The sequence below is a fragment of the Bacteroides sp. An322 genome (assembly GCF_002161765.1).
In the GTDB taxonomy this organism is placed as follows: domain Bacteria; phylum Bacteroidota; class Bacteroidia; order Bacteroidales; family Bacteroidaceae; genus Phocaeicola; species Phocaeicola merdavium.
The window spans coordinates 1-25,174 of sequence record NZ_NFIN01000011.1; the positions used below are offsets into that span (position 1 = coordinate 1).

Below are 25,174 nucleotides of genomic sequence, written 5' to 3' on the forward strand. Positions count from 1 at the left end.
CTGACCATCGATTACGAATTCCTTGCTGAAACCGCAGAAGCTATGGTACAGATTGCATTCATCCAAATCATGCTTAACAAATTTATCGAATGAAATCAAAACAGCTTCTCAGTAATAAGGATTTTATTTGTTTCTACTGGATTTCTTTCAGATATTCGCTGAAGAAATTGCTTTTTTTCATATTTATGGCCTCAATGCGGGAATTGGTTGCCAGTCTTGTACTGTTCTTGAATAATACATTAGCAGTGCAGAAAGAATCTGATATAAACTTCTGACACCCATTGAAGAAATCGGTTTTCTTTAGGTCTGTTCTACAATAGTGGCACATTATATAGAGGTTATGAATGAAAGCTCCCAAGTCAGTCTTTGACATTCTGTAGATTTCAGAAATCGGGTATTGTATATCTTCTTCTATTGGCATGCCTGTAATTTGAGAAAAGGCATACTTTTTAAAATATTCAATTTCATAAGGTTTGAGACAATCGTCCAATTCCGTGCTGATATAATTATAAATAAAGGAAAACAGTTTGCATAATCTTGTAGATTTGTCATCGGCTGGATTATCATTGCCGTTATTCTCTATTGCATCCAAATAATACTGTAATGGCTTCTGGTCATTTACGAGAAGTTCCTCTATCTTTTCGATCTGCTGTTGATGGCGGTTTTCCTGTTCTTTAAGTCGTATCAGCAGCTCTTCGGTTACACTTTCATTGTTTGCCTCATTTTTGTATTCTTCCAGCAGTTTTTTCTTGCACCGGTATAAATGTCCGTTTGTCTTGTTATATATTCTCAGATTGACATAAGTAAGTTCTTTATGTAACCATTCCTGATCATCCTTATGCTCATTCAGCACAAGAATATATTTGTCCTGTTCACTTTGAATCTTCATATCGGAGATTTTCCGCACTATCATAATAATTATCGCTATAAGACTGATTGCGGCCAAAGAGTAGGAGACAACCGAGAGTATAGGACTGTATTTATAAACTTTTGCTCCTGAGCAGATAACACCTACGACTAATAGCAGAAGTACTGCTATTAGCCAGATATAACCGATATGCAACTTTTTTGCATATCGGAATGGATTGATTTTAGAAATTGCCTTTTTCATATTGTTCCGTGTTTTGACTGATTGTATTAATGCTTAATCGTTTTGCAGCCTGTTCCTTTAATGGGTTCACGACTTTGGTATACCGCATTGTGGTACTTTCCTGTTTATGTCCTAGTACATTCTTGATAGTAATAATATCTGTACCGAGGGCCAGTGACAGGGTAGCGTATGTATGACGTGTACAATGGAAGTGCAAGTCTTTCTTTATACCTATGCTATTGAACCATCTTTTCATCGGATAGGTCAGCATATATGTGGTAAGCCCGTTAAATACGAGTCCTTCACCACGTGGGCCGATAACTTCCATGAGATCATCTCCGATAGGAACGTTTGCCATGTTCTTTGTTTTCTGCATACGTTTGAATACACACCATCCGCCTTTGGGCAATTCCTTGATGTCCTCCCACTTCAAGGCAAGTATGTCACTTCTTCTGAAGCCTGTAATACAGGCGAAAATGATAGCCTTTCGCAATACCGGAATAGGGCATTCATTATTTATGATCAGTCCTAATTCATGTTCTGTCAGATAATTGATTTCTGTTTCCTCTTCCGGAATCCTGTCAAGAAAATCATTGATATTCTCTTTAAGCATCCGTTTCTTATAGGCCTCTTTCAACATTCCTCTGAATGTGGAAAAATATCCGGCAGCCGAGTTCTGTTTCAGCTTTTTACTGTCGTCTCTCAGTTTGGCCGTATTCAGCAGATAGGAACGGAATCTCTGGCAGAGAGCGACATTGATATCTGCAAAAGTACATTTGTTGTTGGTGAAGGCAGCAAAGTGCTGATACACATAAATCCACTTCTTATTGTGTTTGAGTGATTCATTTTTGAAATAATCAAGAAAATCTGTTTTCTCAACAATCTTATCGTAAAAATCGAATTTCTCGTTTATTATCTGCTCCAGTACTCTCAGACGGAATATTTCCATCTTCTGCATAATACTTTTTACATGTTCACGTTCCGCAAATGATTTGGGCTTTTCCGGAAGATGTACATTGAGAAAATAGCGGCGTGTTGTTCTGTTAGTTCCAGGAATGAGAATAGGAGGGTAGAAGTCAAGATATAATGAAACTCTTCCCTTACTTATTTTCTTTTTTCTAAGAAATACTTTTGAAATCATGATAATTCGGATTTGATAGGTGATACATTAGCATTGTTTGTCATAGATTGCCGTTTACTCATGTGCGGCTATGGCAGGTTCATTAACATTATTTATGGCAATGTTTCCTGTACCAAACACCTTTCTGAGTCCTTCAATGCTTATAATGACATTCTTTCCCTTTGTCTTCTTGGGAATGTTGTACCATTTGCATCTGTTGTAGATAGTGTCACGATCTACATTGAACAATGCACAAGCTTCGGGGACGGTTATATATCCGTCCTCGCCAATCCGGGCATTTTTGATTTCATCAACATGTTTCTTGGAATACAAGGTAGTATTCCCGGTCTTTTCTTTTTTCTTGGGAATTTTATACCTTGAGGTAAAGCTGTGTACAGCCTTTACCGTCATCTTGTAGATTTTCTGGATCTGTTCGATTGTGTACCACTCTGTTATTTCTTCAGCTTCCTTATATCCCAACTTCCTGAAATAGCGGTCAATATGTTCCATACTGAACAGCCTCTTTCCTGAAAGAGTAGCTGAAGGAATGTTGTTTTCTTTAGCAATCACATAAAGTCTGCTATAAGAAATCTGGTACTTTTCTTCTATCTCTTTTGCAGAGTAGAAATCAGTAATTGTTTTTGTAGACTTAATAGGTCTCTCTTGCATTGTTTTTACGCTTTTTAAATTCATCATAACCGTTTCAACCTCTTTGCGTTTAACAATAATTCTACTACCAATTTGTGAAAAAGGAATTTCATAAATCCGCATGTAAGTATAAATACTTTTTCGGCTTACCCCCAGATAAATGGCGAGTTGTTTCAGGCTGATAAATTCTCTCGCCTGTATAACTTCCAGTTCATTTACAGCCAGACGGATTCTTTTCTTCTTTTCCTCTTTCACTTCTTTTGTGACTGCATTATAGCGGTCATTTCTAATTAACTCCTTGTAATACTTGTCGTTACAAGCCTTACAACAGAAACGTGTCTTGCAGGTCTTTGCTATGAAAGTCTTCCCGCAAAATTCACAGATTCTTTCAATTCTTACCTTGTTACCCATATTTTACTCTCCAAAACTCGCTGCGAAATAGTGTGTAAAGGTGTGTAATGATGTGTAAATACCTTTTGTACTTCGCACACGTTGTTAGTGAAAAATTACTCTAATGAGTCAACAGGTACTTTCGGGGTACAAAAATATGCAAAACCGTGAAAATAAACAATGTTAGCGTAGATTGCTAACATTGTTTAATATATTGATTATTAGACTTTTATTTATCATTGTTTGCTGGTGTTTTTCATCGTTTTTCAGTCCTTATTTCCCGATGCAGAAATGCTTAAAGATATTCCCCAGCACCTCATCCGTCGTAACTTCCCCTACGATGTCGCTCAAGTGGAAGATACATTCACGCAAATCTTGCGAGATAAGGTCTCCGGATAAACCTGTGGAGAGGCCTTCTTGTACGCGGCGAATGGCTTCGAGAGCATGGGTGAGGGATTCGTAATGGCGCACATTGGTGACGATGATGTCACTGGATGATATGGTTGGCAGATGAGCGGCTTCAATCAAAAGGGATTGGAGTTGGTCGATGCCTTCTTTGCATTTGGCTGAGAGGGAAACGGTTTTATTAATTGGCAATTGACAATTGACAATTGACAATTGGCTGGATGTCAGATCGCTCTTATTCAAGACGAGGATGAGCGTTTTGCCTTCACATAGGGGGAGGACTTTATCGGAAAGGGCTGCGATTTGTTTTTCGGCTTCCGTCCGGTCGATAACCCAAAGCACGATGTCTGCCTTGCGAATGGCTTGAAAACTCCGTTCGATGCCGAGGGCTTCGATAGTATCGGTGGTGTTCCGGATGCCAGCAGTGTCGATGAAGCGAAAGGTGGCTCCGCCAAGGTTTATGGTGTCTTCTATTACATCGCGCGTAGTGCCGTGAATATCGCTCACGATGGCACGCTCTTCACCTACTAAAGCATTGAGCAGGGTAGACTTGCCTGCATTGGTCTCGCCGATGATGGCTACGGGAATGCCGTTCTTTATAGCATTTCCGGTACTGAACGAATCGGTGAGCCGAGCGATGAGGGTTTCGATTTGTGAGGCGAGGGCTTTAAGTTCAGTACGATCAGCAAACTCTAGCTCTTCGTGATCAGAGAAATCGAGTTCCAGTTCCATAAGCGAGGTAAGGTGAAGCAACTGGTCACGAAGTTTTCCCAATTCTTTGCTGAATCCACCCCGCATTTGATTCATAGCAAGGCGATGAGTGGCTTCGGAGGTGGAGGCGATAAGGTCTGCTACGGCTTCGGCTTGGCTCAAGTCCATTTTCCCGTTCAGGAAGGCACGTTGGGTGTATTCGCCCGGACCGGCGGCACGGCATCCGTTGGATATGAGAAGTTGCATCACTTGCTGGAGGATATAAGGCGAACCATGGCAGGAGATTTCGGTGGAGTCTTCTCCCGTATACGAGTGAGGGGCACGGAAAACGGAGATTAATACTTCGTCGATGATTTCGCCTTTGGCATTTTTAATGTGTCCAAAGGTAAGGGTATAGGGCTTGCGTTGCGTCAACGGTACAGAAGAGCTAACAGGGGTAAAGATGCGGTCGGTGAATGCGATGGCATCTGGACCGGATACACGAATCAGCCCGATGGCTCCTCCCTGTGCGGTGGCTATGGCGCAAATGGTATCTGGATTATTCATTTCTGATAAAGTGTTTGTATTAATAGTGTAACTATTTTTTCTAAAGCCTCACGGTCTGTTTCATCAAATGCGTTTAAATAATCGCTATCTATATCAAGTACTCCTTTCACTTCATTCCCTACCAACATAGGTACTACGATTTCGGAGCGGGAAAGCGAGCTGCATGCGATGTGTCCGGGAAATTGGTCTACATCAGGTACTACGAGGGTGCGGCGTTCTGCCCATGCTGTGCCGCATACGCCCCGTCCTTTCTTGATGCGGTAGCACGCCACGCTTCCTTGGAAAGGACCTAACACGAGTTCATCGTTCTCTACTAAATAGAATCCTACCCAAAAGAATTCGAAGGCTTCTTTCAGGGCGGCACAGGTATTGGCGAGTACACTCACCTCATGGGTTTCACCTTCGATAAGGGATGCGAATTGTTGTAAAAAAATATCGTATTGTTCTGCTTTACTAACTTGATTATTGGATTTGAAACTTGCTTCCATTGTTATTGTTGTTTCACCACAGAGGGCACAGAGAAAATAAATTTAAAAGCTCTGTGTGCCTCTGCGTTCTCTGTGGTAGAATTATAAAAATTAGATTCGTTCGAGAACCACCTGGATAAGGTCGTCTATTTGACTTTTGTAGCCCGTGTCGGCTTCTTGCTTCACGCGGTTGGCTATCACCATACATACGGTGGTGGCTTTGTGTCCGAGTAAAAGGGAGAGACCTGCTAAGGCAGAACTTTCCATTTCGTAATTGGTGATGCGCTTTCCTTGGTATTCAAAGCTTTCTATTTTCTCGTTTTGATGCGGGTCGGCGAGGGGGATGCGCAGGCGTCTGCCTTGAGGTCCGAAGAATCCGCCACATGCTACGGTAATGCCTCTCACCATATCATGTCCCGCAATGCGTTCCGCCAATTCGGGGTGGGCATGTACAGCGTAGGGAGCAGGGGCGCAAAGGTTTCCTGTCCAGCCTAAATGGTTCAGCAGAGCACGTTCCAAGGGAAGGTCGCATACGGTGTTACGTCCTTCGTAGAAATTGAGCAGTCCGTCGAAACCGATAGAGATTTCCGAGCAAATAAATGTACCAGCAGGGGTATAGGGTTGAAGTCCTCCACATGTGCCGATGCGCACTAACTCCAATTGACGCAAGGTGTCTTTTTCTTCACGAGTCTCGAAGTCGATGTTGGCAAGGGCATCCAGTTCGTTCATTACAATATCAATGTTATCACATCCGATACCCGTAGATACTACGGTGATGCGCTTGCCTTGATAGGTGCCGGTGATGGTATGGAACTCGCGGCTCTGGATGTCACATTCTTTCGTGTCGAAGTGTGATGCCACCAAGTCCACTCGCCCGGGGTCGCCTACCAATATGACCTTATCGGCAAGCATTTCAGGACGTATATGGAGATGAAATACCGAACCGTCTTCATTGATAATCAGTTCGGAAGGCGGAAAGAAGGTTTTCTTTTGCATAGTCGTGTATGTGCTTTTTACCACAGATTACACAGATTAATAAAATCATGCATTGTTTGCCATTAATTGGAAATTGTTTAAATCAGTGTAATCTGTGGTGAGTTTTTACTTATTTTCCTATCGGCTCGCTTCCGGCGGGATGCTGGTCGGGCTGGGCGATGCTGTTCCGCATATCGGTATCTGCTTGGATGTTCTTCATGCGGTAATAATCCATGATGCCGAGGTTTCCGCTTCGGAAGGCATCTGCCATGGCTTTGGGAACTTCGGCTTCCGCTTGGATTACATTGGCACGGGCTTCTTCTGCTTTGGCTTTCATTTCTTGTTCCAATGCTACCGCCATTGCGCGCCGTTCTTCCGCTTTGGCTTGAGCGATGTTCTTGTCGGCATTTGCTTGGTCCATTTGGAGAGCTGCACCGATGTTTCTTCCTATATCAATATCGGCTATATCAATGGAAAGGATTTCGAAGGCGGTGCCGGCATCCAGTCCTTTGCGGAGCACGAGCTTCGAAATGGAATCGGGATTTTCGAGCACGGATTTATGGTTTTCCGATGAACCGATGCTCGATACGATGCCTTCGCCTACACGTGCCAGCACGGTGTCTTCGCCCGCACCTCCTACCAATTGGCGGATATTGGCGCGTACCGTCACACGGGCTTTGGCGATGAGCTGGATACCGTCTTTTGCTACGGCGGTCACGGGAGGCGTATCAATCACCTTTGGATTGACCGACATTTGTACGGCTTCGAATACGTCACGTCCTGCAAGGTCGATGCCCGTTGCCATTTGGAAAGAAAGTTCGATATTGGCTTTCGATGCCGATACCAGTGCATGAACCACTTTCTCTACGTGTCCGCCTGCCATGTAGTGGGCTTCTAGTTCATCGCGGGTAATGGTGTTCAGTCCTGCTTTGTGGGCTTCTATCATCGCAGGTACAATGACATGAGGGGGTACGTTACGGATGCGCATCAGGAAGAGTTGTACCAACGATACACGCACGCCCGATACCTTGGCGGAGAGCCAAAGGAAGAAGGGTACGTAATGGAAGAATATCGCCAAGATGATGACGATTCCGATTACGACAATAACTTGTAAATAAAGAGGAGGAATCATAATGTGATTGTATTTTTAAAAGGTGAATAATCAGTTTTCAGCACGTTTTACGTAAACCGTGTTATTATTGATGCGGACCACTTCGATGGGAGTGCCTTCATCGATGAATCCATCGGCGGATTGCACTTCGATAAGATGTCCGTTGATGTCGGCATTCCCTATCAGGGTGAGGCGTGTGGCGGATGTGCCTCGGTCGCCTATCTTGATGCTCATGTTTTTCAAAGGGTCGTGCCGATAGTCGATTTCTTTCTTCAATGAGAGTCGGTCTACGGTCTTTGAGCGCATTACCCATACGGTGACGCCTACGATGCCCAATGCCACAACACCCAGTGTGATGAATCCTGCCTGCATACCCATGTCGCTAAAAGCATAATAGATGGCATAGAGCAAACTGCATGCCGATGCAATGCCCGCAAAGGTGATGCCCGGCACGAGGAACACTTCGATGAAGAAGAGTATCAGTCCTGCCACGATAAGCGCGATGATGATAAGTATTTCCATAATCAATTCTTAATTTTCTTTAATTCTGTATTCCGCACGCTCGTTTCAAGTGCTGCTATTTCATCTTGCAACTCTTTTACACGCTGCTCTTTATCCAAGATGCCGGGAGTGAGTTGGTCTTTTCCCGCTTGATTGCTCTCATGATATGCCGTGCGTAAGTTTTTCAATGAAGTCTGAAGTTCGTTCAGGTCTTTTTCTTTTTGGAGGTAAGAGCGGAATTGCTCGCGTGCTTCTTCCGATGCGAAATCAGAAAGCCGGTGATAGACTTTGTTATCGTCTACTACGAAGCGGAAATCGCCTTTCTTTTGCCGGGTGTTTTCAGCGTATGTCACTTGTGCCAAACGTTGCTTGGCGCCCCGTACCGTACTTTCACTGGTCTGTGTCTTTTTTATTTCTTTCAGACTGGCAAGGGCGATGATGTCTTCGGGGTCGGAGGTTTCGTAATTATACACTTCTTTCGATTCGTTGGGGACGAATACATAGACACATACTTTACCTTCAGGCTGGTAGCGGTCGGAAGCGAACCAGCCAAGGCGATTCACTTCATCAATGGCATACATATAGTCATTGGCGGGCGAATTAAACGGCATCCCGATATTATCGGGGCGCAGGTACGTGTTGTCATCCGAGTCATAGCGGGTGATGAAGATGTCCAGTCCGCCCACGCTCTCTTCACTTTCGGCGGCATAATAAAGGGTAATGCCGTCCGAGTCGAGGAAGGGATAGTTCTGGCTATATTCCGCTTGGTTTATTCCTTGCAGAGGTTGAGGGTCGCTCCAGCGGTCGATAAGCTTCATGCGCGAATACAGATGCGTCTTTCCTTCGCTATCGGTTTGCGGAAAGAGGGTTTTGTCGCCCCATTCGTTGGTATATACGGCACCTTCTCCGTTATCGGTCATTTCGAGGCTTCCCGAAGCCTTGCTCAGCTTGTATGCGGAAAGGAATGAGGCTTTGTCTACCACGAAGCTATCCACTACGGTCACCCGTTCTGTTCCCCGCAACATGCGTGCCGCCATCCGGCATTGTGAGAGTACCCGTTCCGCTTCTTCAGTATCGCGTTTCTTCTTTTCCAGCCAGGAGATATGTTCTTCCAGATTTTCCACCGCGTCATCAAAACGGTATTGTGTGTAATAGAGCTTGCCTAAGTAAAGGTAAGCATTAATCACTTTGCGTGCTGCGCTTTTTTCTAGGTAGGGTTGCGACTCTGCCAGTTCGCCCGTTTCGAAGCAGCACGCCCCGTACCAGAAATTATAGTTGGCATTCGAAGGGGCACGTTTCACCAGTTTCTCAAATACGGGTTTGGCTTCGGCAAACTTGCCTTCGGTAAACCATTCCTTGGCTTGGTTCAAGGTTTGAGCGTATGCCGTTCCTCCCCATGCCAAGGCGAGGAGCAGAGCGGCAAGTGTATGTCTTTTCTTGTTCATTTTTATCCTTTTCGTGTTGTTTTCACCAAAAGTACAAACTTTCTTCGAATTTCGAAGCATATTTTCGATTTCTTTTTCTCTGAATCGCTAATTTGATGTACTTTTGTGCCCCGATTTTGTAAGATTATGGAGAAAGAAGAAAAACTGATACGTACCATCAACCGGAGATTTAATAAAGGAGTGGTGGAATACGGATTGATAGACGAAGGCGACAAGATACTTGTAGGGCTTTCGGGCGGGAAAGATTCGTTGGCTTTGCTTGAATTGTTGGCAGAGCGTTCGCGCATCTACAAGCCGCGCTTTTCGGTCGTGGCGGCTCATGTGGCAATGACGAACATTGCTTACGAGTCGGACACCGACTATTTGCGCACGTTTGCCGAAGCATTTGGCGTGCCTTTCGTGCGCTATGAAACTTCGTTCGACCCTTCTACCGATACCCGTAAGTCGCCCTGTTTTTTGTGTTCGTGGAACCGGCGTAAGGCGTTGTTTACTGTGGCAAAAGAGCAGGGGTGCAATAAAATAGCTTTAGGGCATCATCAGGATGATATTTTGGAAACTCTCCTGATGAACATGACTTTTCAGGGAGCTATCAGTACGATGCCCCCACGCTTGGTGATGCGTAAGTTCGACATGACTATCATCCGCCCTCTTTGTTTGGTGCATGAAGCGGAACTGGCGGAATTGGCGCAAATCCGAGGCTATCAGAAGCAGGTGAAGAATTGTCCCTATGAGCACGATTCGCACCGTGCGGATATGAAAAGCGTATTAAAGGCATTAGAGCAAATGAATCCCGAAGCCCGCTATAGCCTATGGAGCAGTATGGCGAACATTCAGGAGGACTTGCTTCCGGTGAGAATTGACAGGAGTTATTAATTATTTAATTGTTAATTATAAAGATGTTCACACAAGGAATTTATTCAATTATTCTATTGGTCTTTTCCAACATCTTCATGACCTTCGCTTGGTACGGCCATTTGAAGATGCGCGAAGAGTTCAGTTGGTTTGCGGCATTGCCTCTCATCGGAGTTATTGCCTTCAGTTGGGCGGTTGCCTTTTTCGAGTATTGCCTTCAGGTGCCCGCCAACCGTTTAGGGTTTAAGGATAGCGGAGGTCCGTTCGATATTATGCAGCTCAAGGTGATTCAGGAAGTGATTACGCTTACCGTCTTCACCATTTTTTCTATGATTGCGTTTAAGATGGAGCTGAAATGGAACCACTTTGCCGCCTTCGTTTGTCTCATTTTGGCGGTCTATTTTGTCTTTAAGAAATAAGTGCGTGGCCTGTTAGATGCATATAGGTCCGTAAGCCTACGAAGCAGGCTTCATCAGCTAACTAAGCAGGCTTCGTAGTCTTACGAACCTATATGCATTTTTGTCAGGAGCCAGCTGACTTTTTGGCATGATTTTGTTCCGCTATTTGCAGCAACAAGAGTCATCACAACGGCTTCCCGGTGCTTCACATTCTATGGTACTATGTTGGATGCCGTGTTCGCGCAATTCGGCTTTTACGGCATGTTTCACTTCTTCCATTTGCAATAAATCTTTTAATACGATATGAATGGTGGCTGCGTTTTCGGTAGTGCTCATTGCCCATACATGAAAATGATGGAAACTTTCTACTCCAGGCACTTGAGCGATATGCTGTTCCAGTTCATGGATATGAATGCTTTCGGGTACGGCATCAAGGGAAAGGAACAGGCTTTCTTTTAAGAGTTTCCAGGTGGAAATCAGAATCAGAATTGCAATAACGAGGCTGATAATCGTGTCAATCAAGACAAATCCGGTCAGTATGATGATAATGCCCGAAATGACCACTCCTATTGAGACCAATGTGTCCATAGCCATGTGTAGGAAGGCTCCCCGCACATTCAGGTCGTGTTTCTGGTTCTTCATAAGCAGCCATGCCGTGACTCCATTTACAAGAATGCCGATACCAGCGGTCCAGGATACGGCTGCTCCGGAAACATGTTCAGGTTGTTTTAGCTTATAGAAACTTTCGATGATAATAGCTCCTACCGCAATCAATAGGATAATGGCATTGAGCAGAGAAACCAATACCGTACTTTTTTTATATCCATAAGTGAAATGGTCGGTGCTATGATGTTTCGACATACGGAAAGCGAAAAGCGAAAGCAACAGGCTGAATACATCGCTTAAATTATGTCCTGCATCGGACAACAAACCAAGAGAATTGAATAAGAATCCTGCCCCCGCTTCAATTATGACAAAAAGCAGGTTGATGATGATACATACGATGAAAATCGAGTTTAGTGATGTCAGCGTATGATTGTGGGAGTGTACATGTTGATGTGCCATATAAAATTTGTTTAATTAATCTGGTGCGAAGTTAGGCAGAATCTTTAGTTTTATCATTACTTGAATGTGTTGAATTCCTTTATTTCAGATGCATTTGCAACCAAGTTGCAATAAATAAAAGGTGAAATGATTAAATAATGTAAAAAAGAGAGGCGGAACTGCTACATATTAAGTTATTTGTATTTACTTTGGAAATGTTTAAGGTCAAATTCATTAAAAGCTATGAACGAATTAATTGCAAAAATTAAAGAATTGAATGAAGCTTTGGTTGCAGATGCTGAATTGCAAGCTACAAAAGGCAATAAAGCAGCAGGAACTCGTGCACGTAAAGTTTCATTAGAGTTAGAAAAGGTATTGAAAGAATTCAGAAAAGTTTCTTTAGAAGAATCAAAAAAATGACCATTCTTTCTATGGAAGAAGAAGGGGTTGTATCATTTGGCTTTGTTTCCTGATGGTATAACCTCTTTTTCATTGTTTTTTTAAGCCGGACATGCGGGGTATACAATATAATGGGTGGTTTCTGGTGGTCCTGATGCTGGTGATGTCGGCATGCGGGAAACATACCGGGCGGATGGAATCGTATTTTCGGGCAGATTCTTTGAACCGGGAAGCGTATTCCATGCGTTACAGGAATCTTATTGCATCGGAACAACTGGCTCAGGAGGCATTTCGCTTGTCTGCTGGCAATTCGGACTTGCGTGCGGAAGCGTTGAATAATTTAGGCTTTTGCGCTTTCATGCACATGGATTTTGAACGTGCCGCTCGCCTTTTTCATCAGGCATCAGATGAAGGAGACAATGAAATCGAACGTTTGATAGCTGATGTAGGCATGATGAAGATATGCCAACGCACAGCAATGAACAAAGAGTTTTACGATTATCGGAATAGTGCCCTTCGGCGCATGAAGCGTATCCGTGAGGATGAAAAACAGATTTCGGATGCACATCTCAAGGCGCGTTTGAATTATGCTGTTTCTGAATTTTACATCGTATCGGGTGTTTATTTCTACTATTTGCAGCAACACGAAGAATCTCTTCAGGCGATTGATGCCGTAGATGTCGATGCTATCCGGAGCGATACAGCCCAATGGTTATATTATGTGTATATGCGAGGGTCGGGAGATATGTATAAGGCCCCTACACGTGAAAAAATAGTGACGGGTGAATTAGGCTATCTGGTTAATTGCTTGGCAATAAGCAGGGCGGGAGGATATGTTTATTTTGAAGCGAATGCCCAGCAAGCACTTGCCGAACTTCTGAATTTCCGGCGGAATCGGGAAATATTGGCACAGAACAGTCCGGGTATGTTGCGGATGATTAATGAAGAGGGATTGCCTTTAGATAGCCTTCCGCTATTTTATGCACGCCGGGCATTGGCTTTGTTTAAGCAATATGATGATTGGTATCAGATATCAGGGACTTACCGGACACTTGCTACCTATTATAATTATATGGGATATCCTGAAAAGGCACTTCCTAATCTGGATACCGCTTTGCATTATGTCAATCTGCATCATGAAAAGTATTATCATTGTACGGATACGGCAGACCGTTTGCGTCCTTATGTCCCGAATGCAGACCATTCCGTAGAATTGAATTGGATTGTAGATGAGGGGATAAAGACAGTACCGGAATGGATTTTGCGTTTACGGGAACAGTTGAGCCGGACTTATTCGGCAATGGGAATGAAGCCGGAATCAGACTATAACCGGAATATTTATCTTGATTTGTTGGATTATATCCGTCAAGACAAGTTGTTGGAAAGCCGTTATATCGCGTTGGAGCGCGAATCAAACCAACTGAACGCCTTGCTTTGGCTGGTTGTATTCGGGCTGGGAGTTTTGATTGCGTTGTTTGTGTTTTTCAGCTTGAGGTGGAGGAAGCGGAATCACCTTTATTTATCTGTACTGAAACAGGTTTTTGAATTATGCCGGAAAATCATTTCTTCTGTTCCTGCTTCTGCTTCGGGAATGGACGAGGTAGTTTGTGCCATTCAGCAAACGGTAAAAGATGATTTCCTTCGTATTTTCGGTGCTGTAGATATGCAGATTTGCCTGAAGGATACAGAGACAGGGCTTTTATCGGATGACATGCCTTTTGAATTGCCGGAGAAAACGGTAAAGTTTGATTTTGATTTGGTTTCGCCTGAGAATAATGAAATTATCGGACGTGTATGGCTGGCATTGCAACGCCCGTTTCTTAAAGAGGAAAAAGCGTTGTTGCGGTTGATTTCGCCCTATTTGGCATGGACCCTGATGAATGGCTCTAATCTGGTTTCACTGGATGACGAGCGGCGCAGATTGGAAAAAGAGCAATACATTCATCAACAGCATTTAGCCGAAAATAAGAAGGAAAATACAGTAAAAAAAGCTTGTTTTTCAATTGTGACCGGTATTTTGCCTTATATTGACCGTATTGTAAATGAGGTGCATAAATTGAAATCGGCTCCATACACCCGTCAAAAGCAGGTGAAGAAAGGGAAATATGAATATATTGATGAACTGATTACCCGTATCAATGAGTGTAATGATATTTTGGCTTTGTGGATTAAGATGCGTCAGGGTACGGTGAGTTTGAATATCGAAAGCTTTTCCTTGAATGATTTGTTTGATGTGGTAGGAAAGGGAAGGCGTTCGTTTGAAATGAAACATCAGACTTTGCTCATAAAACCGACCGAGGCTATAGTAAAGGCTGACCGGGCGCTTACGTTGTTTATGATAAACACGTTAGCAGAAAATGCTCGTAAGTACACTCCCGAAGGCGGACGCATCGAACTGAAAGCGGATGAGACTGCTGAATATGTGGAAATATCGGTTTCGGATACGGGCATGGGGCTTTCTGAAAAGGATATTGATTGCATCTTGAATGAGAAAGTCTATGATTCGGGGACAATCGGTCTGGATACAGCAGCGGATGTACAATCGTTGAAACATCAAAAAGGATATGGTTTCGGCTTGATGAATTGCAAAGGGATTATTGAAAAATATCGGAAAACAAATGCATTGTTCGGTGTATGCCGTTTTGATATTCAAAGCACTCCGGGTAAGGGAAGCCGTTTTTATTTTCGCTTGCCCAAGGGAGTGAAGCGGATATTGGTATCTATCGGGATTGTGTTGTTGGGGGTAGGAGGAACCGGTTGCGGGAAACAGACTCCAGCTACTGTTTCTTCTGATGTCCCGCAAGTCGCATCGTATGATAGTTTGTTGGCAATAGCGAATGATTATGCCAATTTGGTGTATGAATGTAATTTGGATGGATATTATACAGAGGCTTTAGGATATGCTGATAGTGTGCTTTATTATCTGAATGCCCATTATCTGCGCTACTCAGGATTTAAGGAACCCTTGTTGGCTCTTTATCAAGACGATTCTCAAATAGCTGAACAGGATTGGCTGGAAAATCAGTTCGATACGGATTATTATATCTTGCTGGATGTGCGTAATGAAGCTGCCGTAGCTGCATTGGCGATAAAGGATTTTCGTACCTATTATTATAATAACCTGGCGTATACGGCATTGTATAAGCAAATAAGCAAAGACCGTTCATTGGAAGCATATTGTGTGCAGATGCGCCAATCTGCCAACAATAAAATCATTGCGCTGGTTTTGCTTGTTTTGTTGGTTATTGTGTGTCTGGTAGGATATTATTGGCTGTATTGGCGTCATCGTTTGCGCTATCGTTATAATATGGAGCAGGTGTTTGCGATTAATCAGGCGGTATTTTCTTCTATCCGTTTTACCGATGAAGGCGGGATTATGTTTGATGTGTTATTGAGCCAATTGGATAATGAGTTGAACGAACTTTTTCCGGTTTCGGGTTTAGGACTGGCATTTTGTGATGAAGAGACTCCCACTTTGCTTTGGCATTTCTATCCGCATAATGAATCAGATGAGGTGCGGAATTTGATGCAGCGTTGTTTGGAGAAACAGACGTTGATACGTGCGGAAGGTTCAGGTTGGATTGCTTTGCCGCTCCGGGTACAGATAGGAGGGGAGATTTATTATACGGGGGTATTTGCGTTGCAGATTGTCCGTCGGAAGATAAGCGAAGAAGATATCCTGCTTTCGGAGTTGGTGGTTGATTATCTGGCTGCTGTATTATATAACGCGGTTGTAAGGGTACGCCGGAAATACAATGACATTGAACTGGCTCAGAATGATGCACGGAGGGCATTGTATGAAGAGAATTTGTTGCATGTACAGAATATGGTGCTTGATAATTGCTTGTCTACCATTAAGCATGAGACTATTTATTATCCAAGTCGTATTAAGCAAATCATAGACCGGTTGAATCAGGATGAAGCAAAACCGGAATCCGAAGAGCGGGAGCAATTACAGACCGTGGATGAATTGATAAATTATTATAAAGATATATTCGGCTTGTTAAGTTCGTGTGCTGCCCGCCAGTTGGATGAGATTACATTCCGCCGGACAGAAATCCGTTCGGAAAGTGTGGATGAGAAATTATGCCGTTATTTCCGGAAAGCGTCTCGTAAATTGCCTTTCCGACTTACGCTTGATTCTCAGATTCCTTCTGGATTGGTCTTGTTGGGGGATGCCGTATTGTTGGATTTCCTTTTTGAAAACCTGATAAACGAAACGCTCCGTTATCCCGAACCGGGCAGGCTGGAAGTGTCTGCATGTGCGGATAACAACGGTTTTATACGTTTCGCTTTTACTGATATGCGCCGTACATACACTCAGGAAGAACTGAATACTTGGTTTTATCCTTCGTTGGAGCGTATGCATGAAGGCAATGGAAATGAACTTATAGGAACGGAATTTTTGGTGTGCAAACAAATAATCCGTGACCATGATGAATATGGGGGGAAGCGTGGATGCCGTATCAATGCTTGTCCCGAAGCGGGAGGCGGATATACGGTATGGTTTACTATCCCTGAAAAGAAACAATGTTTCACTACAGAGAAAACAAAGTCTTAATACATAATATATAACAGTTACTTAATCGTGTATATGGAGAAATTTAAGGTAATCATCGTTGAAGATGTAAAATTGGAATTAAAAGGAACGGAAGAAATTTTCCGCCATGAGATACCCAATGCAGAAGTGATAGGTACAGCCATGACCGAAGCAGAATTTTGGGCTTTATTGGAACAACATACGCCTGATTTGGTCTTGCTTGATTTAGGGTTGGGAGGCTCTACTACAATTGGCGTTTCTATTTGTGCCCGTCTGCATAAAGAACGTCCCGAACTGAAAGTCTTGATTTTTACTGGAGAAGTATTGAATGAGAAGCTTTGGGTCGATGCATTGAACGCCGGAGCGGATGGCATTATCCTGAAGACGGGTGAACTATTGACCGCTACTGATGTTGAGGCAGTTATGGCTGGAAAGAAGTTGGTATTCAATTATCCGATATTAGAGAAAATCGTGGAGCGGTTTAAGCAATCGGTGCTTGCCGAACAACGTCGTCAAGAGGCTTTGATTGATTATGATATTGATGAGTACGATGAACGTTTGTTGCGCCATTTGGCATTGGGGTATACGAAAGAAATGATTACCAATCTGAAAGGAATGCCTTTTGGCGTGAAGTCGATAGAAAAGCGTCAGAATGATTTGATAACCCGTTTGTTCCGTTCGGATGAACGTACCGGAGTAAATGCCTGCAGATTGGTGACTAGGGCTTTTGAATTGCGTATTCTGGATATTGATAATTTAGAACCTGATGACGAATAGACCTTTTTTACATCCGGCTACTATTTTCTTCCTGCTCACGTTGCTTGTGGCATTTTTATCGTGGGTAGGAAGCATTTACGGTTGGCATGATGTACAGAGTTTGCTTAGTGCCGAAGGCTTGCGTTGGCAATTAAGGAATACTGTTCCCGGATTTCTTCAGGCTCCTTTCTTAGGCCATTTGCTTATCTTAGCTTTTGGGATTGGATTATGGATACATTCGGGGCTTGGGGCATTTTGCTTTCGCTTGTTCATGCGGCATAACCGTTTATCAAGAAAAGAAAAACGGGCTTTTGGTTGGAGTTTGGCGGTTGGAGGCGTTTTTTTAGCAGGATGTATTGTGCTAGCATGGGGACCATGGAGTTTGGTACGAAGTATTACCGGAGGATTGAAGCATTCTCCTTTGGCAGACGGATGTACTTATCTCGTGTCTTTGGGATTGGGTATTATGGCTTTGGTGTACGGATATGCCGTAGATTATTATCATACCGACCGGGATTTGGTCCGTGGCTTGTCGTATGCGTTTGTCCGTTTTTCCGAATATTTTATAACGCTCTTTTTTATCGTACAATTTTTTTCTTCTTTCCATTATACCGGATTGGATGTTTTCTTTGGTTTCAGTCCTGCCTTTTTCCATGGCTGTTATGTAATATGTATATTATTGATGTTATTTTTATCAAAAACAGTTGATGATTGATAAAATGTAAGCTGATTTTTAATCTTGTCTTAAAAAAAAGCGTATCTTTGCCGTGTTTAAACTTTTATTCAATAAAATTTAATATGAAAACATTTTTATGGATGGCAACCGCTGGTATGTTGGCGCTTGCTTCTTGTCAGAGCAAACCTGGTTATACGATTAATGGTACAATCGCTGGTGCTGCTGATGGTGACACTGTTTATTTGCAAAATGTTGTAAACGGAAAATTGGTGAAAATTGATTCTGCTGTAGTAAAAGGCGGAACATTCCAGTTTACAGGGGATGTAGATACTGTAACTGTAAGTCGTTATGTGACTTATACGGATACAGAAGCTCCAAAACACATCAATGCAATGGTATTCCTTGAGCCGGGTACTATTACATTGGAGTTGGGCGGTGAAGCACCCAAAGTTGCCGGAACTGTATGCAATGATGCTTATCAGAACTTTATGACTGAGTTCATTGCTGCTAACAAAGAAATGAGAGACTTGTATAATCAGACAAGAAATGATTCTTTGAGCGAAGAACAACGTAAAGAAGCTGAAAAGCAATTGGAAGAAAAAGACAGCTTGAGCATGGAAATGGTATTTAATACTATTTCATCGAATATCACAAATCTTGTAGGTGTTCAATTATTGACCAGTTACTCCAGTGCATTTGATGCAGAACGTATCCAACCGTTGGTAGACCAAATTCCGGCTTCATTCGCTAATGATGAAGGTGTTGTAAGAATGAAAGAACATTTGGCTGCTCTTGCTAAAACAGCTGTAGGTCAGAAATTCATTGATTTCACTATGAATACTCCCGAAGGCGAAAGCGTGAAATTATCAGATTTCATCGCTAAGAATAAATATACGTTGATTGACTTCTGGGCAAGCTGGTGCGGTCCTTGTCGTGCGGAAATGCCGAATGTGGTAAAAGCTTATAAGAAATACCAGGCTAAAGGTTTTGGCATTGTAGGTGTATCTCTTGACCGTGATGCAGAAGCTTGGAAGAAAGCCATTAAGGATTTGAATATCACTTGGCCGCAAATGTCTGACCTTAAAGCATGGGATTGCGAAGGTGCTAAATTGTATGCTGTACGTGCTATTCCTGCAACTGTATTGGTAGACCAAGAAGGTACGATTATCGCACGCGATTTACGTGGAGATGATATTGCAACGAAATTGGCTGAATTGCTGAAATAAAATTAATATATTAAACACAGAGACACAAAGACACGGAGAAAATATTCTATAAATGAATAAGACTCTCCGTGTCTTTGTGTCTCTGTGTTTTTGTCCGTAAAGGTTTATCTCATATCGATAACCTCGGCATCCGGATAGTGTTTCGGATTGAAGCGGAATGTATCGTCTGTATAAGCTTGGCGCGTCTTATAAGATAAGATGCGGAACTCTTGGGTTTGTCCGTTGCTCAGGCGGATGGTGATGTAAAGTGGTTGGTAATTGTCTGAAATGAAAAGGACAATCGATTGGATATCGCCTTTTTGCCGGGGAGTGAGGATGATTTCATCGCCTTGTTTCCCTTTTATCGTATGCCGTGTCCCATACCGGTAATCGAATAGGGAGGCATACGAATTGATAAGGGCATACGGATTGATGCTTTGCAGCTCTTCGGGAGAAGGGTTCGATATGGTCACTTCCTCGTTTTGTTCCACGTAGCTCCATTGGGTTTTCCCGTCGAACCAGCTTTTCACTCCTCCGCATTCCAAGTAAAAGCATTCGCCTTTTAAGAGCAGGATGCCTTGTTGGGTTCCTCCGAAAAGGATATGGATGCCTCCTGCTTTCCGGTAGGCATCGGCGGTATGGTCGAGAATCGTTTTCGCACGGTTATCTTGGCTCGCATTTGCGAGGGCAAATGCACTTAATAGCAATAGGCAAGTAATATATATGTGTTTCATTATGCAACTATATTTATTGGTTTTTTAAATTAGTCATGCGCATGGCGAGGTCGTTTTCGTCCATGCAGAGCACTTCGCGTGCCTTGCTTCCGTTTGCCGGACCTACGATGCCCGCACGTTCCAATTGGTCCATAATGCGTCCCGCACGGTTGTATCCGATAGAGAACTTGCGTTGGATAAGCGAGGTAGAGCCTTGCTGGTGATAGATGAGCAGGCGGGCGGCTTCTTCGAAATAGGGGTCGAGACGGTTCATGTCAACATCGGCACTGTTTCCTCCTCCTTCCGAGTCGTCTTCGGATTCCGGCAAGAAGAATGCATTGGTATAGCCTTGTTGTTGGCTGATGTATTTCACGATTCGTTCTACTTCGGGTGTATCTACGAAAGCACATTGCACACGCACCGGGTCATTGCCTTGCAAGTAAAGCATATCTCCCTTACCGATGAGTTGTTGCGCTCCGGGGCGGTCGAGAATGGTACGTGAGTCCATCATCGAAGCCACACGGAAGGCTACACGTGCCGGGAAGTTCGCTTTGATAGTTCCGGTGATGATGTTCGTGGTCGGACGCTGGGTGGCGATAATGGCATGGATGCCTACGGCACGTGCCAATTGGGCGATGCGGCATATCGGGAGTTCCACTTCTTTCCCCGCGGTCATAATCAGGTCGCCGAACTCATCGATGATAATCACGATATACGGCATGAAGCGGTGTCCGTTCTCCGGGTTCAGCTGGCGGTTGATGAACTTGGCATTGTACTCCTTGATGTTGCGGCATCCTGCTTTCTGAAGCAAATCGTAGCGGGTGTCCATCTCGACGCAAAGCGAATTGAGGGTTTGCACCACTTTGGTCACATCGGTAATGATGGCGCTATCCGAGTCAGGCAATTTCGCCAGATAATGCTTCTCAATCGGCGCATAGATGGCAAACTCTACTTTCTTCGGGTCGACGATGACAAATTTCAATTCGCTGGGATGCTTCTTATATAATAAGGAGGTGACAATGGCATTTAGCCCGACCGATTTACCCTGACCGGTGGCACCTGCTACCAACATGTGGGGAGCTTTCGCCAAGTCGACCATAAACACTTCGTTCGTAATGGTTTTGCCTAAGGCTACGGGAAGTTCGAACGTGGTTTCCTGGAATTTCTTGCTATTCAGGATAGAGCTCATCGGGACAATGCGCGGGCTGGCGTTCGGCACTTCGATACCGATGGTGCCTTTTCCGGGTATCGGCGCGATGATGCGGATGCCTAATGCCGAAAGGCTCAAGGCTATATCGTCTTCCAAGTTCCGGATGCGGTTGATGCGTACACCTTCTGCCGGAGTGATTTCGTAAAGGGTGATAGTGGGTCCTACGCTCGCTTTGATTGAACTGATTTCGATGCCGAAGCTCCGCAACACTTGGATGATGCGGTTCTTGTTGGCGTTTTGTTCCTCCATATCTATCGAAGGCTCATGGTCGTTGTACGGATTGAGCAGGTCGAGGGTAGGGAAGTGATAGTGCTCTAAGTCTAAGCGGGGGTTATAGGGTTGGTCTAATGCCCCGCGTTCCGATGCAAGTTCTTCTTCCGGTGTATGCTCGATTTCGAACGTAGGTTCGCCGGGCTTTTCTTCCGGTACTTCTTCTTTAACGGGAGCGGTCTGCTTTTCTTCGGACGTTTTCCGTTCTTCCTGCATGTAGGCGCACGGTTCTTCCTTAGGGGTTTCTATGGGGTCGAGTTCCACTTCTACGGGCTTCGGGTCGGAATACGGCGGATTTTCGGCTGGCTTTTCCTGTATCGGCTCGGGGGAAGCGTTATCAGCGGATGGAGCTTCTTCTGCAAGCTGAGTCTCTTCCGTGGGATTTTTCTTCTTGCTTCGTGCCGGAAGGGTAGGATGCAAGGCTTTGCGCACGATTTGCATGGTTTCGCGGGTAAAGAATACGGCGATGAGAATCAGGGTGACAAGCAAGGCAAGGATAAGCCCCGGCGCACCGATTTGGGAACAAATCCATAAGCTCACGTTATACCCGTGCAAGCCTCCCGGATAGAGGAAAGAATCTTGGAACGTGCCTCCGAAAGCGAAGCTTAACGTAATGGAAAGCCATACCATGAGTACCGAGCAGCTTACAAACCATTTCCATAACGTGAACCGGTAGGCTTTCATCAGCTTCATGCCTGCCACGATAAGGAATACGGCTATCAGGTATGCCGGGATTCCGAAGCAATCGTTTATCAGGAATTGCGAGAGTTGCGCCCCGCGTGCTCCGGCATAGTTCTGGATATGGTTTCCGGTTTCAAGCAATTCTCCGGGGTCGGGATGCGCCAAGATGCTTTGGTCGCTTCCTCCCGTAAAGAAGAAAGACGTGAATGCCAACAGCATATACACGCCGAATATGACGCAAAGCAATCCGATAATAAAATGTATGGTTTCGCCTTTTACGGCTTTTATCACCTTCGAAGGGGAAATTCGTTTTTCCTCGTTTTCTGTAGTTTCTGTCTTTTTCTTCATAATCGAATAGGGAAATAGTAAAAATCAAACGCAAATGTACGAATATTTTTTATTATTTTTGCGCCGCAATCAAATTTCGTTATGGAAAAGAATACATCTGCTATTTACGATAAGAATACGGTAGAGTTTGTGACCGTTGCCGCGGAGTTTTGCGGTTTCTTGGAGCGGACGGGCGAAATGAAGCGCCGTTCGTTTGTAGACAAAGCCTTGAAGTTGCTTCCCTTGTTGTATCTGAAGGCATCGTTGCTCCCCGAATATGCGGAGCGCATGGACGAGTTCGACCCTGAGACGTTCGTGACCGAAGGTGATTACGAGCGGGTGCGTGCCGGAGTGGCTGCACTGATGGGCGGGAACGATGATTACTTAGATGTGTTTTTAGACGATATGGCATATAGTGATACCCCTATCCGCCAGACGATATCCGAGAGCTTGGCGGACATCTATCAGCCGGTGAAGGATTTCATTTGCGTCTATCAGTTAGGGCTGGACCGGACGATGAACGATGCCTTGGTGGTATGCCGGGAACATTTTGAAGAGTTTTGGGGGCAGCGTTTGTTGAATGCCATGCGTGCCCTGCACGATGTGAAATACAATAGCCGCTCCGAGGCGGAAGAGGAAGACGGAGCGTCATCGCCTGTCTTTGATGCGGATGCCGATTATACGGAAGATGATTTATACGAAGGTTTGGAAACCGGTGAAGATGAGGATTATGATGATTACACTACGAAATAAAATATTGAAAAAAGAAGTGTCCGAGATGCCGAAAGAGAGTTTTCCCGGGCGCATCTTTGTGGTTTATACCGAGCCCGAGGCACGGAAGGCGGTAGAGTATCTCAATACCCATTCGATTGTGGGGGTAGATACGGAGACGCGCCCTTCGTTCAAGCGGGGGATGATGCATAAGGTGGCACTCTTGCAGATAGCTACGCACGACACGTGTTTTTTGTTCCGCCTGAACCGTTTGGGGCTTCCTGATTTTTTAGAGGAGTTCTTGCAGAACAGCGTGCTGAAGGTAGGGCTTTCCTTGCGTGATGACTTCGCGATGTTGCGCAAAAGGAATCAGGGAGACCCGCGTGACGGGAATTGGATTGAGCTGCAGGACTATGTGCCGCGTTTCGGCATCGAGGAAAAGAGCTTGCAGAAGATTTACGCCTTGCTCTTTGCCAAGAAAATATCAAAGGCGCAACGCTTGTCGAATTGGGAGGCGGAGGTGCTGACCGAAGCCCAGCAGCTCTATGCAGCCACCGATGCATGGGCATGTGTGGAGATTTATAATTATTTAGAGGAACTCCGTAGCCACGGGAATTACCGGGTGGAGAAAGTGGAGGAAGAATAGTAATGAATATGATAAAGGAAACGCAGATTTGCGCAGATGTTATTTATATTTATAATTAAAATAATCTGCGCTAATCCGCGTTTCTAAGCTGATACATTATATAGACTGGTTTATGTCATACAAAAGAGTTTATTTGAAATCCGGAAAGGAAGAGTCGTTGAAGCGTTTCCATCCGTGGATTTTCTCGGGAGCCATTGCCCGTGTAGAAGGAGAACCCGAAGAAGGGGAAGTGGTGGATGTATATACATCGAAGAAAGAATTTATCGCATGCGGGCATTTCCAGATAGGAAGCATTGCCGTGCGGGTGTTGTCGTTCGTGCAAGAAACAATCGACCGTGCTTTTTGGGTACGCAAATTGGCGTCAGCCCGTGCCTTGCGCGTGGCGTTGGGCTTGATAGGCAATCCGCAAACCGATACTTACCGTTTGGTGCATGGTGAGGGAGATAACCTGCCCGGACTGATTATTGACGTGTATGGAAGCACGGCGGTGATGCAGGCTCATTCGGCTGGAATGCACGTATGCCGCATGGAGATAGCCGATGCCCTGACCGAGGTGATGGGAGATACGGTCCGGAACATTTACTACAAGTCGGAGACCACCCTTCCTTTTAAGGCGGATTTGCTGGCAAGGGAGAACGGGTTCATCAAGGGAGGAAGTGCCGATAATGTAGCTACGGAGAACGGGCTGAAGTTCCACGTAGACTGGTTGAAGGGGCAAAAGACGGGTTTCTTTGTCGACCAGCGCGAGAACCGCCATTTGCTGGAGCACTATGCCCGAGGACGGAATGTGCTGAACATGTTCTGCTATACCGGCGGATTCTCTTTCTATGCCATGCGTGGAGGGGCGAACTTAGTGCATTCGGTGGATAGCTCGGCGAAGGCAATCGACCTGACCAACGAGAATGTGAAGCTGAATTTCCCCGACGACCCGCGCCATCAGGCATACGCAGAAGACGCTTTCAAGTTCCTCGACCGGATGGGCGACCAATATGATTTGATTATCCTCGACCCGCCCGCCTTTGCCAAACACCGGGATGCCCTCCGCAATGCCTTGCGAGGTTATACCAAGCTGAATGCGAAAGCGTTCGAGAAGATTCGTCCGGGAGGCATCTTGTTCACGTTCTCTTGTTCGCAAGTGGTGACGAAAGAGAATTTCCGCAATGCGGTATTTACCGCGGCTGCCCAAGCGGGAAGAAGTGTCCGCATCCTGCATCAGCTGACCCAGCCGGGCGACCATCCGGTAAATATTTACCATCCCGAAGGCGAGTACCTGAAAGGATTGGTGCTATATGTGGAATAATGCTTTTTATCGGGTAAAAAATTTCATTTAAAAACGA

At 44.6% G+C, this 25,174-nt stretch carries 22 protein-coding genes; 10 read left to right on the plus strand and 12 right to left on the minus strand.

Annotated features, from left to right (window positions below; all coding sequences use genetic code 11):
• Nucleotides 1-133: 133 nt before the first annotated feature.
• From B5F91_RS07545 to B5F91_RS07585, 9 genes are all read right to left on the minus strand, one after another.
• A complete protein-coding gene (locus tag B5F91_RS07545; protein ID WP_087428482.1) occupies nucleotides 134-1,111 on the minus strand; it encodes a hypothetical protein in 978 nt (325 codons plus the stop codon).
• Nucleotides 1,092-2,231, minus strand: a complete 1,140-nt coding sequence (locus B5F91_RS07550) for a site-specific integrase (protein WP_087428483.1) — start codon at nucleotides 2,229-2,231, stop codon at nucleotides 1,092-1,094. The genes B5F91_RS07545 and B5F91_RS07550 overlap by 20 nt, the downstream gene beginning before the upstream one ends.
• Before the next feature lie 54 nt (nucleotides 2,232-2,285).
• Nucleotides 2,286-3,269 carry a helix-turn-helix domain-containing protein gene (locus B5F91_RS07555; protein ID WP_087428484.1) on the minus strand — a complete coding sequence of 328 codons (984 nt, stop codon included), beginning with the start codon at nucleotides 3,267-3,269 and terminating at the stop codon, nucleotides 2,286-2,288.
• Between the two features lie 252 nt (nucleotides 3,270-3,521).
• Nucleotides 3,522-4,910, minus strand: a complete 1,389-nt coding sequence (mnmE, locus tag B5F91_RS07560) for a tRNA uridine-5-carboxymethylaminomethyl(34) synthesis GTPase MnmE (RefSeq protein ID WP_087428485.1) — start codon at nucleotides 4,908-4,910, stop codon at nucleotides 3,522-3,524.
• Nucleotides 4,907-5,398 (minus strand): GAF domain-containing protein, encoded by a 492-nt coding sequence (locus B5F91_RS07565; RefSeq protein ID WP_087428486.1) that lies wholly within the window; start codon nucleotides 5,396-5,398, stop codon nucleotides 4,907-4,909. Before B5F91_RS07565 ends, mnmE begins: the two co-directional genes overlap by 4 nt.
• A gap of 90 nt (nucleotides 5,399-5,488) precedes the next feature.
• The gene (locus B5F91_RS07570; protein WP_087428487.1) at nucleotides 5,489-6,373 is read right to left on the minus strand and encodes a nucleoside phosphorylase; all 885 of its coding nucleotides are present in this window, start codon (nucleotides 6,371-6,373) and stop codon (nucleotides 5,489-5,491) included.
• Between the two features lie 109 nt (nucleotides 6,374-6,482).
• Nucleotides 6,483-7,484 carry a flotillin-like protein FloA gene (floA, locus tag B5F91_RS07575; RefSeq protein ID WP_204244670.1) on the minus strand — a complete coding sequence of 334 codons (1,002 nt, stop codon included), beginning with the start codon at nucleotides 7,482-7,484 and terminating at the stop codon, nucleotides 6,483-6,485.
• 30 nt (nucleotides 7,485-7,514) lie between these two features.
• Nucleotides 7,515-7,985, minus strand: coding sequence for an NfeD family protein (locus tag B5F91_RS07580; RefSeq protein ID WP_087428489.1), 471 nt, complete (start codon nucleotides 7,983-7,985; stop codon nucleotides 7,515-7,517).
• A gap of 2 nt (nucleotides 7,986-7,987) precedes the next feature.
• Nucleotides 7,988-9,409 (minus strand): tetratricopeptide repeat protein, encoded by a 1,422-nt coding sequence (locus tag B5F91_RS07585; RefSeq protein WP_087428490.1) that lies wholly within the window; start codon nucleotides 9,407-9,409, stop codon nucleotides 7,988-7,990.
• A gap of 126 nt (nucleotides 9,410-9,535) precedes the next feature.
• Here B5F91_RS07585 and B5F91_RS07590 point away from each other — a divergent pair, with 126 nt between their 5' ends.
• Nucleotides 9,536-10,282, plus strand: coding sequence for an ATP-binding protein (locus B5F91_RS07590; RefSeq protein WP_087428491.1), 747 nt, complete (start codon nucleotides 9,536-9,538; stop codon nucleotides 10,280-10,282).
• Between the two features lie 23 nt (nucleotides 10,283-10,305).
• Nucleotides 10,306-10,680: a DMT family protein gene (locus tag B5F91_RS07595; RefSeq protein ID WP_087428492.1), complete on the plus strand. Its 375-nt coding sequence runs from the start codon at nucleotides 10,306-10,308 to the stop codon at nucleotides 10,678-10,680.
• 141 nt (nucleotides 10,681-10,821) lie between these two features.
• Here the strand turns inward: B5F91_RS07595 and B5F91_RS07600 are convergent, their stop codons facing one another.
• Nucleotides 10,822-11,724: a cation diffusion facilitator family transporter gene (locus tag B5F91_RS07600; protein WP_087428493.1), complete on the minus strand. Its 903-nt coding sequence runs from the start codon at nucleotides 11,722-11,724 to the stop codon at nucleotides 10,822-10,824.
• A gap of 222 nt (nucleotides 11,725-11,946) precedes the next feature.
• Between B5F91_RS07600 and B5F91_RS07605 the strand changes: the two genes are divergently transcribed.
• From B5F91_RS07605 to B5F91_RS07625, 5 genes are all read left to right on the plus strand, one after another.
• Entirely contained in the window at nucleotides 11,947-12,123 is a 177-nt protein-coding gene (locus tag B5F91_RS07605; protein ID WP_087428494.1) for a histone H1, read from the plus strand.
• A gap of 91 nt (nucleotides 12,124-12,214) precedes the next feature.
• A complete protein-coding gene (locus tag B5F91_RS07610) occupies nucleotides 12,215-16,663 on the plus strand; it encodes a DUF5113 domain-containing protein (RefSeq protein WP_239416365.1) in 4,449 nt (1,482 codons plus the stop codon).
• Nucleotides 16,664-16,696: 33 nt separating this feature from the next.
• Complete coding sequence (locus tag B5F91_RS07615; protein ID WP_087428495.1) at nucleotides 16,697-17,419, plus strand: DUF5932 domain-containing protein; 723 nt, start codon at nucleotides 16,697-16,699, stop codon at nucleotides 17,417-17,419.
• Nucleotides 17,409-18,113 carry an AbgT family transporter gene (locus B5F91_RS07620; RefSeq protein WP_087428496.1) on the plus strand — a complete coding sequence of 235 codons (705 nt, stop codon included), beginning with the start codon at nucleotides 17,409-17,411 and terminating at the stop codon, nucleotides 18,111-18,113. Before B5F91_RS07615 ends, B5F91_RS07620 begins: the two co-directional genes overlap by 11 nt.
• A gap of 83 nt (nucleotides 18,114-18,196) precedes the next feature.
• Nucleotides 18,197-19,300 carry an AhpC/TSA family protein gene (locus tag B5F91_RS07625; RefSeq protein ID WP_087428497.1) on the plus strand — a complete coding sequence of 368 codons (1,104 nt, stop codon included), beginning with the start codon at nucleotides 18,197-18,199 and terminating at the stop codon, nucleotides 19,298-19,300.
• Nucleotides 19,301-19,404: 104 nt separating this feature from the next.
• Here the strand turns inward: B5F91_RS07625 and B5F91_RS07630 are convergent, their stop codons facing one another.
• Both B5F91_RS07630 and B5F91_RS07635 read right to left on the minus strand, forming a co-directional pair.
• A complete protein-coding gene (locus B5F91_RS07630; protein WP_087428498.1) occupies nucleotides 19,405-20,013 on the minus strand; it encodes a LolA-like putative outer membrane lipoprotein chaperone in 609 nt (202 codons plus the stop codon).
• Nucleotides 20,014-20,026: 13 nt separating this feature from the next.
• Nucleotides 20,027-22,501, minus strand: coding sequence for a DNA translocase FtsK (locus B5F91_RS07635; protein WP_087428499.1), 2,475 nt, complete (start codon nucleotides 22,499-22,501; stop codon nucleotides 20,027-20,029).
• Nucleotides 22,502-22,582: 81 nt separating this feature from the next.
• On the opposite strand from B5F91_RS07635, the gene B5F91_RS07640 reads away from it, so the two are divergent.
• From B5F91_RS07640 to B5F91_RS07650, 3 genes are all read left to right on the plus strand, one after another.
• Nucleotides 22,583-23,233, plus strand: a complete 651-nt coding sequence (locus tag B5F91_RS07640) for a DUF5063 domain-containing protein (protein ID WP_087428500.1) — start codon at nucleotides 22,583-22,585, stop codon at nucleotides 23,231-23,233.
• On the plus strand, nucleotides 23,214-23,837 hold the full coding sequence (locus B5F91_RS07645; protein WP_087428557.1) for a 3'-5' exonuclease: 624 nt from the start codon (nucleotides 23,214-23,216) through the stop codon (nucleotides 23,835-23,837). The genes B5F91_RS07640 and B5F91_RS07645 overlap by 20 nt, the downstream gene beginning before the upstream one ends.
• 112 nt (nucleotides 23,838-23,949) lie before the next feature.
• Nucleotides 23,950-25,137 (plus strand): class I SAM-dependent rRNA methyltransferase, encoded by a 1,188-nt coding sequence (locus tag B5F91_RS07650; RefSeq protein WP_087428501.1) that lies wholly within the window; start codon nucleotides 23,950-23,952, stop codon nucleotides 25,135-25,137.
• The last annotated feature ends 37 nt before the right edge of the window (nucleotides 25,138-25,174 follow it).

Coding starts and splice junctions, on each gene's coding strand:
- B5F91_RS07570 (WP_087428487.1), bottom strand. CDS start 6,373: ATGCAAAAGAAAACCTTCTTTCCGCCTTCCGAACTGATTATCAATGAA.
- B5F91_RS07630 (WP_087428498.1), bottom strand. CDS start 20,013: ATGAAACACATATATATTACTTGCCTATTGCTATTAAGTGCATTTGCC.
- B5F91_RS07585 (WP_087428490.1), bottom strand. CDS start 9,409: ATGAACAAGAAAAGACATACACTTGCCGCTCTGCTCCTCGCCTTGGCA.
- B5F91_RS07600 (WP_087428493.1), bottom strand. CDS start 11,724: ATGGCACATCAACATGTACACTCCCACAATCATACGCTGACATCACTA.
- B5F91_RS07635 (WP_087428499.1), bottom strand. CDS start 22,501: ATGAAGAAAAAGACAGAAACTACAGAAAACGAGGAAAAACGAATTTCC.
- B5F91_RS07620 (WP_087428496.1), top strand. CDS start 17,409: ATGACGAATAGACCTTTTTTACATCCGGCTACTATTTTCTTCCTGCTC.
- B5F91_RS07590 (WP_087428491.1), top strand. CDS start 9,536: ATGGAGAAAGAAGAAAAACTGATACGTACCATCAACCGGAGATTTAAT.
- B5F91_RS07550 (WP_087428483.1), bottom strand. CDS start 2,231: ATGATTTCAAAAGTATTTCTTAGAAAAAAGAAAATAAGTAAGGGAAGA.
- B5F91_RS07580 (WP_087428489.1), bottom strand. CDS start 7,985: ATGGAAATACTTATCATCATCGCGCTTATCGTGGCAGGACTGATACTC.
- B5F91_RS07565 (WP_087428486.1), bottom strand. CDS start 5,398: ATGGAAGCAAGTTTCAAATCCAATAATCAAGTTAGTAAAGCAGAACAA.
- B5F91_RS07650 (WP_087428501.1), top strand. CDS start 23,950: ATGTCATACAAAAGAGTTTATTTGAAATCCGGAAAGGAAGAGTCGTTG.
- mnmE (WP_087428485.1), bottom strand. CDS start 4,910: ATGAATAATCCAGATACCATTTGCGCCATAGCCACCGCACAGGGAGGA.
- floA (WP_204244670.1), bottom strand. CDS start 7,484: ATGATTCCTCCTCTTTATTTACAAGTTATTGTCGTAATCGGAATCGTC.
- B5F91_RS07545 (WP_087428482.1), bottom strand. CDS start 1,111: ATGAAAAAGGCAATTTCTAAAATCAATCCATTCCGATATGCAAAAAAG.
- B5F91_RS07555 (WP_087428484.1), bottom strand. CDS start 3,269: ATGGGTAACAAGGTAAGAATTGAAAGAATCTGTGAATTTTGCGGGAAG.
- B5F91_RS07595 (WP_087428492.1), top strand. CDS start 10,306: ATGTTCACACAAGGAATTTATTCAATTATTCTATTGGTCTTTTCCAAC.
- B5F91_RS07605 (WP_087428494.1), top strand. CDS start 11,947: ATGAACGAATTAATTGCAAAAATTAAAGAATTGAATGAAGCTTTGGTT.
- B5F91_RS07645 (WP_087428557.1), top strand. CDS start 23,214: ATGATTACACTACGAAATAAAATATTGAAAAAAGAAGTGTCCGAGATG.
- B5F91_RS07640 (WP_087428500.1), top strand. CDS start 22,583: ATGGAAAAGAATACATCTGCTATTTACGATAAGAATACGGTAGAGTTT.
- B5F91_RS07625 (WP_087428497.1), top strand. CDS start 18,197: ATGAAAACATTTTTATGGATGGCAACCGCTGGTATGTTGGCGCTTGCT.
- B5F91_RS07615 (WP_087428495.1), top strand. CDS start 16,697: ATGGAGAAATTTAAGGTAATCATCGTTGAAGATGTAAAATTGGAATTA.
- B5F91_RS07610 (WP_239416365.1), top strand. CDS start 12,215: ATGCGGGGTATACAATATAATGGGTGGTTTCTGGTGGTCCTGATGCTG.